Annotated in this window: 10 protein-coding genes; 2 read left to right on the forward strand and 8 right to left on the reverse strand. The window is 32.6% G+C overall.

Annotated features, from left to right (window positions below):
- Positions 1–22: 22 nt before the first annotated feature.
- Both NYQ10_RS03265 and NYQ10_RS03270 read right to left on the reverse strand, forming a co-directional pair.
- A complete protein-coding gene (locus NYQ10_RS03265) occupies positions 23–622 on the reverse strand; it encodes a lipoprotein signal peptidase (RefSeq protein WP_289878875.1) in 600 nt (199 codons plus the stop codon).
- Between the two features lie 121 nt (positions 623–743).
- Positions 744–962 carry a hypothetical protein gene (locus tag NYQ10_RS03270; protein ID WP_289878876.1) on the reverse strand — a complete coding sequence of 73 codons (219 nt, stop codon included), beginning with the start codon at positions 960–962 and terminating at the stop codon, positions 744–746.
- Between the two features lie 182 nt (positions 963–1,144).
- Here NYQ10_RS03270 and NYQ10_RS03275 point away from each other — a divergent pair, with 182 nt between their 5' ends.
- Together NYQ10_RS03275 and NYQ10_RS03280 are read left to right on the forward strand one after the other, a co-directional pair.
- Entirely contained in the window at positions 1,145–1,501 is a 357-nt protein-coding gene (locus NYQ10_RS03275) for a roadblock/LC7 domain-containing protein (RefSeq protein ID WP_091494460.1), read from the forward strand.
- Positions 1,502–1,539: 38 nt separating this feature from the next.
- Complete coding sequence (locus tag NYQ10_RS03280) at positions 1,540–1,920, forward strand: hypothetical protein (protein WP_276171830.1); 381 nt, start codon at positions 1,540–1,542, stop codon at positions 1,918–1,920.
- Between the two features lie 257 nt (positions 1,921–2,177).
- On the opposite strand, the gene NYQ10_RS03285 is transcribed toward NYQ10_RS03280, so the two are convergent.
- The 6 genes from NYQ10_RS03285 to NYQ10_RS03310 all read right to left on the reverse strand — a co-directional run bounded on the left by NYQ10_RS03285 (position 2,178) and on the right by NYQ10_RS03310 (position 13,220).
- Positions 2,178–2,558: a TraR/DksA family transcriptional regulator gene (locus tag NYQ10_RS03285; protein ID WP_057115206.1), complete on the reverse strand. Its 381-nt coding sequence runs from the start codon at positions 2,556–2,558 to the stop codon at positions 2,178–2,180.
- Positions 2,559–2,565: 7 nt separating this feature from the next.
- Positions 2,566–5,967 carry an isoleucine--tRNA ligase gene (ileS, locus tag NYQ10_RS03290; protein ID WP_289878877.1) on the reverse strand — a complete coding sequence of 1,134 codons (3,402 nt, stop codon included), beginning with the start codon at positions 5,965–5,967 and terminating at the stop codon, positions 2,566–2,568.
- 203 nt (positions 5,968–6,170) lie between these two features.
- Positions 6,171–8,090 carry a hypothetical protein gene (locus NYQ10_RS03295; protein ID WP_289878878.1) on the reverse strand — a complete coding sequence of 640 codons (1,920 nt, stop codon included), beginning with the start codon at positions 8,088–8,090 and terminating at the stop codon, positions 6,171–6,173.
- 56 nt (positions 8,091–8,146) lie between these two features.
- On the reverse strand, positions 8,147–10,036 hold the full coding sequence (locus NYQ10_RS03300; protein WP_289878879.1) for an outer membrane protein assembly factor BamB family protein: 1,890 nt from the start codon (positions 10,034–10,036) through the stop codon (positions 8,147–8,149).
- A 120-nt stretch (positions 10,037–10,156) separates the two neighbouring features.
- Entirely contained in the window at positions 10,157–10,870 is a 714-nt protein-coding gene (gene recO / locus NYQ10_RS03305; protein ID WP_289878880.1) for a DNA repair protein RecO, read from the reverse strand.
- 67 nt (positions 10,871–10,937) lie between these two features.
- Positions 10,938–13,220: a T9SS type A sorting domain-containing protein gene (locus tag NYQ10_RS03310; RefSeq protein ID WP_289878881.1), complete on the reverse strand. Its 2,283-nt coding sequence runs from the start codon at positions 13,218–13,220 to the stop codon at positions 10,938–10,940.
- Positions 13,221–13,304 lie beyond the last annotated feature (84 nt).

Consider the following 13,304-nt stretch of genomic DNA (forward strand, 5'->3'; position numbering starts at 1 on the left):
GAAAATTTTGGAACTTTTAAATTTATTCGTGTTTTGGAAAAGCTCTCTTATTGAAAACCAAAAGTATACCAACACCTGTAGAGATTGCCACATCGGCTACATTGAAAATAGCATTAAAAAAAGCAAAATGTTTTCCTCCAAAAATTGGCAACCAAGTCGGAAGATCTCCTTCCCATATAGGAAAATAGAACATATCTACAACCAAACCATGAAACCAAGTTCCGTAAGGTTCAGGAGAAAAAAGCGTTGCTAAATTATTAGTGCTGTCATCAAAAATAACCCCATAGAAAACAGAATCGATGATATTTCCTGCAGCACCTGCAAAAATTAAAGCAATCGCTACTATTAAATAATTTGAATGGCGTTTTTTAACAGAATCTGCAAGCCACCATCCGATTCCGAATACAGCAAAAATTCTAAAAACAGTCAAAATTAATTTACCATATTCTCCAGGAATTTTTGTTCCCCAAGCCATTCCTTCATTTTCTATAAAATGAATATTAAACCAATCAAAAACAGGATACTCTTCTCCAAGAACAAAGTTTGTTTTGACATAAATTTTAGAAAGCTGGTCGACAATTAAAACTAAGAATATAAGGAAATACGCTTTTCGTAATGACATTTTATAATTTTTTGATGGGCAAAAATAACAATTTAAACAAAAAAAACGCTCCTAAAGGAGCGTTAATTGTTTTCTAATGAAACTAAACTAAGTTTAAGCGCTAATCTAAACCTTATAAAGTTTATTTTTTCACAGGAGCTTTTGCAGGAGTTTTCGCTGGACTGTCGGAGAAAAAATCAGAAATTGATTTGAATATTCCTTTGCTTTCTTTTCCGGCAGCCAATTTTTTCGCTTCTCCCTTTTTAACGTCGGCTTTAAACTTAACGCGCAGTTTTTCAAAATCTTTCATTCTACGCTCTACGTCAGAGTTTACTTCTTTGAATTTCAGTACTTTAGCCATAATGTAAGTTTTTTACAGTAAATAATTTAAATTATTAATGATTTGGTATTACAATGATACATAATTTAATTTATATTTGTTTACGAAAATTAACACTTGTTTAGGTTGATTCAATATTTAATTTTCAAAAACAAATCCAAAACAAACTGAATTTAACAATTCTCCCAAAATCCTACAAAATCATGAATGAAATTACTACTACACTTAATGACTTTCTAGTCAGCACAAAATCAACTGCTGCTTTAATTTTAAATGGTAAAGGAAAGCTAATCACTTCTTTAAATTTAGACTACGGAGACAGCATTGCAGCCATGAGCGCAGCTATTTTATCTATGAGCGAAAAATTCTTAATTGACTTAGAAAAAGGCTCTCTTAAACAATTATACCTTAAAAGTGCCGAAGGCGTTATAGTTGGAAACAAAATTAGCGGTTCCAATTTTATTGTTGCTTTTTCTAAAGAAGGAAGCAATTTAGCACTATTGATGCGTTCGACAGAAGAAGTATCTGCTGAATTAAGCAAAAATTCCCTACTGAAATAAGAAAATAAATTCTATTAACAATCAAACCCAAATGAACTATGAGCAATGATTTTTTAAACGTGTTTTTAACTGAAATGAAAACAAACGTAAACGGCTTTATCGCTGTCGCTGTAACAGAAATTGAATCTGGATTAAGCTTTGGAAACCTAACTATCGATCCTTCTTTTGATCCAGAACTTGCTGCTGCTTACAATTTAGAAGTTGTAAAAGCCAAACTAAATGCCGTAAAGGCTTTAGGCTTGAATCAAGATATTGAAGATATTTTGATCACACTTTCTAATCAAATTCACATTATCGATATTTCTCCAAACAAAAAATTTATGATTTACCTAGCTGCTGATGCAACAAAAGCTAATTTAGGTATGACTAGAGCTATTTTAAGAAAGCACAAAGCTGACGTTGAAAAAAATCTAGCGTAATCATTCGCAAATTTTACAAAATAAAAGCCGCTTTTTTAAAGCGGCTTTTTTTATGCAATTATCATTCAAAAGTACAGTTAATCAGTTGCTTTTGTTTCTTACAAAATAAACTAGCTATACATGAAAATTATTTTTAATAATTATAAATAATTTCTCTCAAAGTAAAAATATAACAATACGAATTCAAGCCGTTAAACATTAAACAAAAAAATGCGCCCTAAAAGAGCGCATTTTTTATTTAGATATTTTTTGTGAATTTATCTCTGCAAGTTTTTAGCTTCGATACTCATTGTTGCATGAGGAACGATTTTAAGCCTTTCTTTGCTAATTAATTTACCTGTTACTTTGCAAATACCATATGTTTTGTTTTCAACACGGAATAAAGCGTTTTTTAAGTCACGAATAAACTTCTCTTGTCTGATAGCCAATTGAGAGTTTGCTTCTTTAGACATTGTTTCACTTCCTTCTTCAAAAGCTTTGAATGTTGGAGATGTATCGTCTGTTCCGTTATTTAAATCATTCATATAAGCACTCTTAATCAAATCAAGATCTGCCTGTGCTTTTTGTATTTTTGCTTGAATTATCTCTTTGAACTCTGCTAAGTCAGCATCAGAGTACCTTGTAATTTCATCTATCATTTTCTAACTATTTTGAAATTAATATAATGGTTTTAATATCATCAAACTCAATTTCTGTGCCGTTTTCTAAAACGTCTACAAAAACCAGTTCATCTGTTAATGTTTCAGACTTAATATAGTCCTCATTTTTCGAAACAGCATCTTCTAAAATACCGTCTCTTTTTATTTGTACCTTAATCTTATCAGTAACTTCAAATCCTGAATCTTTACGGATATTCTGAATTCTGTTTACTAATTCTCTCGCGATACCTTCATTTTTTAATTCTTCAGATATTGTGATGTCAAGCGCAACTGTAATTCCGTTTGAATTTGCAACTAGCCAACCTTCGATATCTTGCGATGTTATTTCGACGTCTTCTAAGGATAAAGTTACATTATTTCCAGAAATAACAATATCTAGCGTTCCTTGCTTGTCTAACTGATTAATCTGATCTGGAGAAAAACCTTGTATCTCTCTAGAAATCAACCCCATATCCTTTCCAAAACGTGGTCCAAGAGCTTTAAAATTAGGCTTAATCTGTTTCACTAAAATACCAGAAGCATCGTCTAAAAGTTCAATTTCTTTAACGTTTACTTCGGCTTTTACAAGGTCAGAAATCGCTTCAATTTCAGCTCTCTGATTCTCGTCAAGTACTGGAATCATTACCTTTTGCAGCGGCTGACGAACTTTAATCATCTCCTTTTTACGTAGTGATAAAACTAGAGAAGAGATGGTTTGCGCTTTCTGCATTTTGCTCTCCAACGTTTTATTAACAAAGTTTTCGACAAATTTTGGGAATTCAGCCAAGTGAACACTAGCAAAATCCTCGGTTCCCGTAGAAACTGTCAAATCTCTGTACAATTTATCCATAAAAAATGGAGCTACTGGAGCGCTGAATTTACTGATTGTTAACAAGCAAGTATAAAGCGTTTGGTAAGCTGCGATTTTATCGTGAGCATATTCTCCTTTCCAGAAACGACGACGGCATAAACGAACGTACCAGTTACTTAGGTTTTCCTGAACGAATTCAGAAATAGCTCTTGTCGCTTTTGTTGGTTCGTAATCTTCATAACATTCGTCAACAAACTTCACTAAAGTATTCAACTCAGAAATAATCCATTGATCGATTTCTGGTCTTTCGTTTAATGGAATTTCAGCTTCAGCATATTTAAATCCGTCGATATTTGCATATAACGAAAAGAAAGAATATGTGTTGTATAAAGTTCCGAAGAATTTACGGCGAACCTCAGCAATTCCTTCAAGGTCAAACTTCAAGTTATCCCAAGGATTTGCATTCATAATCATATACCAACGCGTGGCATCAGGACCGAATTCTTCAATGGTTTTAAACGGGTCTATAGTATTTCCTTTACTCTTAGACATTTTAATTCCATTTTTATCTAAAACCAAACCGTTAGAAACTACGTTTTTATACGCTACTTTATCAAAAACCAAAGTTCCGATTGCGTGTAATGTATAGAACCATCCACGTGTTTGATCGACTCCTTCTGCGATGAAATTTGCAGGAAAATCTTTATTCTCATCAATTTTATCTTGATTTTCAAAAGGATAATGCCATTGTGCATAAGGCATTGCTCCAGAATCGAACCAAACGTCGATCAAATCGCTTTCGCGTTTCATTGGTTGGCCAGAAGCCGAAACCAAGGTAATTTGATCCACAACATTTTTGTGCAAATCAATTAAATCATAATTTGATTCAGACATGTTTCCGATTTCAAAACCTTTAAACGGATTTTCTTTTTGAAAACCTGCTTCGATAGATTTCTCGATCGCATTGTATAATTCTTCAACAGAACCAATAAGAACTTCTTCTTTTTTATCTTCAGTTCTCCAAATTGGCAACGGAATTCCCCAATATCTAGAACGAGATAAGTTCCAGTCGTTGGCATTTTTCAGCCAATTTCCAAAACGTCCTTCACCAGTAGATTTAGGTTTCCAATTGATAGTTTCGTTCAGGTCGAACATTCTATCTTTTACATCGGTTACTTTGATGAACCATGAATCTAGAGGATAATATAATAACGGCTCGTCTGTTCTCCAACTGTGTGGATAACTGTGCACGTATTTTTCAACTTTAAAGGCTTTATTTTCTTCTTTTAAGCGAATAGCGATTTCAACATCTACAGATTTCTCTGGAGCTTGTCCTGCATCATAATATTCGTTTTTAACGTATTTACCAGCTAAATCTCCTAAATGAGAAGTGAATTTTCCTTGTAAATCTACTAACGGAACCGCATTTCCTTCTTCATCTAAAACCAACATTGGCGGAACTTCCGGTTTCGCTTCTTTTGCAACTTTAGCATCATCCGCACCAAAAGTTGGCGCTGTATGTACAATTCCTGTTCCGTCTTCTGTAGTAACGAAATCTCCAGAAATCACTCTAAATGCATTTTCAGCATTTTGATATGGCAATACATAAGGCAATAATTGCTCGTAACGGATTTCTACTAAATCTGCTCCTTTTGCTTCAGTTAAGATTTTGTATGGCAGTTTCTTGTCGCCGTTTTTAACGTTATCAAAATCAGCGTCGTCTTCACTTAAGAAAAATCCTTTTCCGAATTGTTTTCCAACTAAGTTTTTAGCCAAAACAACATTGATTGGCTCAAAAGTATATTGATTGAAAGTCTTAACTAAAACATAATCGATTTTTGGACCAACTGTCAAAGCTGTATTTGACGGAAGTGTCCAAGGCGTTGTCGTCCAAGCTAAAATGTGAATATCTCCAAAACCTTGTAAAAAGCTCGGAAGCGTTTCTGGCAAAGTTTTGAATTGCGCTACAATTGTAGTATCTGTAACATCTCTATAAGCTCCAGGCTGATTTACTTCATGAGAAGATAATCCTGTTCCTGCCTTTGGAGAATATGGCTGAATCGTGTATCCTTTGTACAACAAACCTTTATCGTATATTTGTTTCAAAAGCCACCAAACAGACTCCATGTATTTTGGTTTATAAGTTACATATGGATCTTCCATATCAACCCAATAACCCATTTTTTCGGTCAAGTCATTCCATACGTCCGTATAACGCATAACGGTTCTTTTACACGCTTCGTTATATTCTTCGATAGAAATTGTCTTGCCAATATCCTCTTTTGTAATTCCTAATTCTTTTTCGGTACCTAATTCAACAGGCAAACCGTGAGTATCCCATCCAGCTTTTCTTTTAACTTGAAAACCTTTTTGAGTTTTATATCTGCAAAAAATATCTTTAATCGCACGCGCCATTACGTGGTGAATTCCTGGTAATCCGTTTGCTGAAGGCGGACCTTCAAAAAATACGAAAGGCTCTGCACCTTCGCGAGTTGTAACACTCTTTTCAAATATATTTTCTTTCTTCCAAAAATCAAGAACTTCTGACGCTACTGTAGGCAAGTCAAGTCCTTTGTATTCAGTAAATTTTGTACTCATTTTATCCTTTTCTTAAACGAGGTGCGAAAGTAAGAAATTTTGAACTATTGACCACCAATTTCTTTAAATTTCACAAACTTTTGTTGAGATAATAGATACAAAAACAGAAGAATTGGTTACTTTCTGACATTATTCTCATTTTTTTGAGCGAATAAATCAAAAAATAACCAATTCTAAAAACAGCTTTTGATAAGCTTAAAATCTTATTTAAATCCTCCGAAATAAACTTCTTTCATAAAAATTCGATTTCCGAAAACGGGATTTATTTCTACTTTTTCACGAGTTTCCTGATAAAAGGTTTCTCCGTTAAAATCTTCGATTTCGTAATTAATCTTATGCGGAATTTTTCCAGAATTCAAACTCGAAACGGGGCGATAATCGCCAAATAATTTTCTTTCGAAAAAACTTTTATTCCCGTTGTCAAATTCTGTTTTTTCGGTAGAAACAATATTGAAGTTTTCCTTATCAATAAAAACGTGATAATCTGTTTTCGGAATTGTTCTGTTTCCGGAACTTAATGTTTTTTCAAAATAATTTAAATGATAGCACAATTTTCCTTCATACATTTCATCACCCAAAACCTCAAAATTATTCCACAAATCGAGTCTTAAATCAGTTAGAAAGTTTACCAAATCAACGTTTTTAGATAAATTACTGTAATCGTAAGCCGTTAGTTTTGCCCATTTTGCATTTATGCCCGTTTCACGATCGTCATGACTCCAAGCTTCTGCTCCGTTTACGATTTCATAATAAGCTTCTGGAATTTTTTTCTTAAGAAGATAATGCGATGTTGTCGCCCATTTTTCTTCCGTTTGAGGAATATTTGTTCCTTCTATCGAAATTTTAGAAAACAAATGCGCTTTTTCTACTTTTTTCAAAGCTTGGCTTCCTCCTAAATTTTCAACTACTTTAGCCAATAAATTTGCATTTAGCTGATATGGAATAGAATCAAGTAAATTAAATCTTTGCGTTTTAATTTTTTCTAAATATGCTTCACGATTGGATTTTTCGGTTTCCCATTCTGCTTCTTGCTGTTGGATTTTTTCGAAGAATGCTAATCTTTTTTCTTCTTTTTCTTCTGCAATTTTAAGCCCTAATTTCTTAAGCTCGGCAAAACGTGGCGTATGAGCTCTTAATCTTTTATCTGCAAAATTGGTTTTATTTATTCGATCAATAATTGCAGTTCCACGCGAATCCTGTTTGTCGTTTTCTACAAGTAAATTTGCGTACAATAATGCTTTTTCCTTATTTTCTAGTAAAAGATAAGTTTCAGCCAAATTATTTGTAACAATAAATCGAATGTTAACATTTGTAGGCGAAGCTGGATATTTTAGCAATAAACTTTCAAGATAATGCAAATGTGGTGTAAGCAATTTTTCGTCTAACCCTTTTTCAAGTGTTATCTTCTGCATCTGAGCTGTAATTTCGTTCTCAAATGCCAACATTTGATTGTATTCAGAATGTCCTTTTGAGGTTACAAATTCGAATCTAATCTTTGCTTCACTGGTTGTATATCCCAATTTATAATTTAAAAACTCCTGAATCCTTAACGCAGTTTTGTAAATAGCATTATCAAATCCAAGTCCAACATCGCTATAATCTGAGTCCTTAACGGCTGTTCTAATTTTTTTGTCATGTTCTGAAGCAGCAACTTTCACAGCACCAAGACTATTTCCAACAGTCATTGAATATGATTCTGAACCTCCAAAATCTTTTGATAATATAATTTTATCCGCAACTTTAACATCTAGTTTTACATTTGTAATGTAATTAGAATGGGCACCATAACTCCACTTGTTTTCTTTTTTATCATAAACACTATCAATCTGTGTTTCAGTGTATCTTGGCAGTGCAAATGTCAAATAAAGTTTTAGCTTACCATTAGCAGGATCGGTTATATACCCGTCAATATTAAAAAAACGCTTCTTGAGATTAGATTCTTCTTCTTGCAACGATTTATCCATTTGATAAAAAGCTGTTTGTGTCAAGACATTATCAAGAGCAGGAAATTCTGAATATTTGATTACCGGTATATAAAACTTCTTTTTTTTCGAGCTTATTTTTTCTTGTGCTTGGATTGAACCAATTACAAGCAAAGCTATTAAGAGTAGTATTTTTTTCATAGGCAAAAAAAAGCCATCAGAATCAGATCCTGATGGCTTTGGATTTTGTTATATTCTTATTTCTTATTGAAGATCTGAATTGACTTATCAGAAACATAAAAAATATTCTGAGTAGCTGGGTCAATCTCATAAAGAGGTTTATTGTTAGTGAAGATGATTTTATCAATCTCTTTTCCTTCAGCTTTACTAACTTTAACTAGAACTTTTTCTCCTGTATCTGCTTTTGCAAAAATATATGAGAAATCTCTGTTTTGTTTCATCGCATTAAAACGAGAATTAAATTTAGCCGCCACAATTCCTAAAGCTGCAGATCCTGCTGCATAAGCTTGCGCCTGATCCTTATTTGTTTGATCTCCTTTTGCAACTGCAGTTCTAATGTTACCTTCAGAATCACGATATGTCATAGTTAAATCAGCACCTTTAACTGAACTTGCTACAGAACCAACACCTAAACCAATACTTCCTACAATTGCAGCACTTTTAATTAAACGTCTTCCTGTTTCACCTGGTTGGTTGTAAGTTAAATGGTATTTTACAGTTCCATCCATATTAACTCCCATTACTTCAAGTGGGCCTGAAAGCACAACTCCCCAAGGAAATTGCTCGATACTGTTTAATTCTTTTTCTCTTTTGATATTTACTTTAGCAAAAGGCTCTGGTTTATCGTTGATGCTTGGATCGAATTTGTATAATTTCTCATCATTATACACTAAGTAAGAATTTGTAGCTTCGTCATAAGTTGGTAAAACTGGACGGCTTTTTTCAAACTTAATATTACGTTTCCAAAGTTTAACTCCAGTTTTATAATCTACCATATTTCCGTAAGTTCCTGTAAGGTACATTACCTTTTCACCAACTTTTCCTAAGTAGTAGATTGGATCTTCTTTATCATCAGAAATTTCGATAAATTTTTTCCAAAGCTTTTCTCCATCTTTGTTGATCAACATCATTTCGTTTTCTGCAACATATAAGAAATCTTGATCAATTGGAATTACTCTTTTCAAACCGCCTCCACGAGCATCTTTTTTCCAGATTTTTTCTCCTGTTTTTAAGTCAAAAAAGTTGAAACCGCTATCATGAGCAATTAATAATTTTGTTCCCCAATCTTCTAAATAAACAACATATTTAGTTTTAATAGATTCTTTCCAGATACTTTTTCCATCTTCTGTACTCAAAACATTAATATATTCTTTAGTTGAAAGAAGTCCAGCAGAATTAACTACCACAATATTCTTATCATTTTGTGTTTCGTAAAATCTTGTGTAATCTTCGTCTGCTTTCCAGTTTAATTTTCCGTTTTCTTTATTAAAAGAGTAAAGTTTTCCATAAAGCAAATAATAAACTGTGTTACCATGAATCTTTGCTTTGTTTGTTAAACTTGAAGCTTTAGTTGAAAAACTTATTAACGATTTTGCTTTATCAACTGTTGTATTCCATTTAAGCTCACCAGTTGTCAAATCTAGCAATGCAACTGCCATTTCTCCGTCTTTTTTAAGAGTAAGAAGATATTCGTTTGTTTCAGGAATAAAATCTGATTGAAAAACCCAAAAAGATTCTTTTGAAGAGTTGTAAACAATTTTACCTGAATCGGTATTGATAATCAAATATTTTGAATTGATGTATGCCTCAACATACGGGCTTCCTGGAACTGTAGACAAATCTCTTTTTTCTTTAAAAAGATTTCCAAAATCAGGATCACTTAAGACATCTTTTGAAGTAAGAGTTCCAAAATCATCTTTTGTTAAAGTCCAAATAACTTTTTTTGTTTCGGGATCTAGCCCCTTTACTGTTCCGCCTTCTTTAAAGACAATAACTCCTGTAATTTCATTCTGAACCAAGTCCTGAACAGCGTTTTCTGTTGTAACTATTTCATCATATTTTCTTTGGGCAATTGATGAAACCGTTACCGACAGAAGCAAAATAATCGAAAACGTAATTTTCTTCATGGTAGATTTTTTTTTAATAATTGGTATTAGATATTAATGAGAATTTGCATTCCTAACCAAAAATACGGGGGACTTTTTAGTAAAAAAATACTGAGCAAATATATAAAAATAGAAAAGCGATTATGAAAAAATTTCTTTCAAAATATCCAAAGATTTTGGACGTTTAAAACCCTCTAAATGAGAAGAATAAAAATCAATGAGGATTTTTAGCAATATTTGCCTTTCGATTACATGGAAGATTTTTTGACTATTATCGAACTTTAAATCGATAAGTTTTTTTAACAAGTTGGTTTCGTGTTCAGAAAGTGCATTCGAATTGTGGAAAGCCGTAAAAACTCCTTCGTTAATTTCAAAAAAAGGAAGATCAATATCTGTAAGATCTGGATAGAAACCCAAATATTTAGTTATTTCTAAAAGTAAAATTAAATGAAAATTTGAAATTTCGTCATGATGATCCAGCCAAGTGAGCGCCGTTTCTAAAAACAAGAAAAGCTGTTCATTTTTTTCTTCTTCTTGAATTGAATGATGAAGCATTTCAGATAGAAACATAACCATTGTACTTTTCACAATATCTGTATGAATACTTTGAAAAGGAACCGCACTTTTTATCTCTTTAAAATTTTCTAAAGTGCCTTTGTTTTTATGAACGGCTTCTATTTCTAAAATTGAAAATGGTTGAAAATAGGCAATTTTCTGACTCGCTTTTCTGCTCGAAAAAGCATCACGTACAAAGTAAGATTTCAGTCCACTAGAAAGCGTAAAACATTTCACAATCAAGCTTTTTTCTTGAAATTTTAAAGACGAAATTACTATGGCTTTGGTTTTAACGAGCACGGAATAATTTTAGATTGAAGATTTTAGATCTTAGATTTTTTTTGACTTTCGACTTTTGACTTTCAGACTATCGAATAATCATTACTTTTTTGACTTTGGTTTCGCCTCCATCTTGTGCAGAAATAAATACCATGTAAACTCCAGAAGCGACTTTATATTTTCCAAAAGCGGTTGTATCCCATTCTACGGTTCCACCAGAAGAAGTTATTTCGTAAACCAAATTTCCTTCGATATCTGTTATTTTTACATTCGCTTTATCAATCAATCCAGCAACTTTTACGGTTCCAGAATAATTAGGACGAACAGGATTTGGATAAACATAAGCATTACTCAAATCATCGTTTGCTGCTGTTGCGACTCCATTAAACGAAATCATTCCTTTATTGGTTGCTATAAAAACTTCGCCAGTTTTGCTATTTATTTTAATATCGTTTATCACATTACTTGGCAGCGGCGAATTATTTATGGTAAAATGATATTTGGTTTCCTGACCGTTTGGAGAAACCATAAATACACCAGAATCTGCCGTTCCGATCCATTTATTATTAGCGCCGTCAACAACAATAGAAGTAATAAATTGCTCGTACATTAATTCTTGAGCCAAATTATCCTCCATTATAATAATCGGATTTGCCTTTAATTGGCTTTCTGATTGAAAATTTCCAATATTAGACAAAACCCTTAAACCTTTTATAGTTCCGATCCAAAGTTGGTTTTTGGTATCTAAAGCAATACTTCTAACATCTGCAACTGGAAGATTTCCTGCATCGGTGCCAAAAGTCATTTTTTTGAAAGTATTAGTCGTTTCATTAAAACCAACAACGCCATCTCTGTAAGTTCCCATCCATTTTACATTATTACGGTCTACAACTATACTCGAAAAACTTCCTGCTTCCGCATTATCAAGAATCGAAGTCATAGCATAACTTCCCCATTGTCCATTTGTTTTTAAAACTTTCAAGCCATTTTTAACGCGGCTATTGGTAACCCATAGATTTCCTGTTTTATCAAAAGCAGTAGCATTAATACGAACGTCTATATAATTTGGGCCTTCTGTTGTAATAGATTCTAATCCGCTATTTTTTTCATTATATAATAAAGTTGGAACATCGTTTTCAATCTTCAATAATCCTGAAAAGAAAGAACTGGCATAAACTTGTTTTTCATTACTTGGGTTAACCGTAATTCGCGTAATTGATTTTGCATCAAAAACTTCAGAATAAGGAATATTCAACCAGCCAGAAGTACTAAATTTACTAATTCCATAACTATCTAAATCATACGGATTGTATGATGTATCGTAATCTCCATAAACAGCCCATAAATCATTTTGTGTTGCATCTAGAGAAAAAATATTATTTCGAGATGGTCCCGCTGGCGTAATATTTTCAAAAGTTGATGCATTGCTAAGTGAAGAAACAAATAATCCTTTTTCTTTTGTTCCAATAAAAAACTGATCACCAACAACCGTCGCACAACTAAAATTTAGCGTATTATCTAAAACCTGAGTATTTGCAATTTGTCTATTTAAAACCATCTTATTATTATAAACATAAACCGTATTTGCAGTTGTAACAAACAAATTATGATTCTTAGCTCTCATATCTACAGCTGTTTGCGGTAATTGCGAAAAACCTATAAATGTATTAGCATTAAATCTATGAATATAACCAGTGTCATTTATTGCTATAAGCTCTGTATCTAAAGTTTCTACGCCAGACCAATTTCCCGAATTTACAACTATCCATTGGTTGTAATCTATTAAGTTGCCATTTGTAATATCTGCTCTTCTTATTCCGCTTGAAGTTGCAGCAAAAATAAATCCGTTAAAAAGCGTTGTTTGTTTTACACTAATTTCAGCACCGTTGTCTCCAATAAAATATGTATCACCAAATTTTGAAGTATTCAAATTAAACTGCACAATTCCAAAATCGCACGAAACATAAACCAACCCGTTATATTCCATAAAATGATTGATTTTTTTGAGATTTGATGGAAGCTGTTTATTAATAATATCAACAACTTTCAAAATACTACCATCCGTTTCATTTACCAAAATCATCAATCCGTTTTCGTAACCAATTATTGTTTTCTTAAAAGCTTCACTATAATAAACAGCCGAAATAGTCTGACCTGATAAACCGTCAACAGTTGTTGTTGTTTTAAGAACGTTTGTCGCTACATTTTTAGAAAACAAAGCATTTTCTGAAGCGGCAAAAACACTAGTCGTTGATTCTGAAATATCTTTAATTTCGTTAAACGAAAAATATCCTTGCCATGACAATTTATTCTGCGCTTGACTAAATTGAAATAGTATTAAAAATAAAACGTAGAAAAATGTATTTTTCATCCTTTAAAGTATTCGAATAGACAAATATACTACAAACGGGATTATTTACTTTTTGATACCAATAAAAAAGCCTCCAAATTATCT

The organism is Flavobacterium johnsoniae, from assembly GCF_030388325.1.
GTDB classification, from domain to species: domain Bacteria; phylum Bacteroidota; class Bacteroidia; order Flavobacteriales; family Flavobacteriaceae; genus Flavobacterium; species Flavobacterium johnsoniae_C.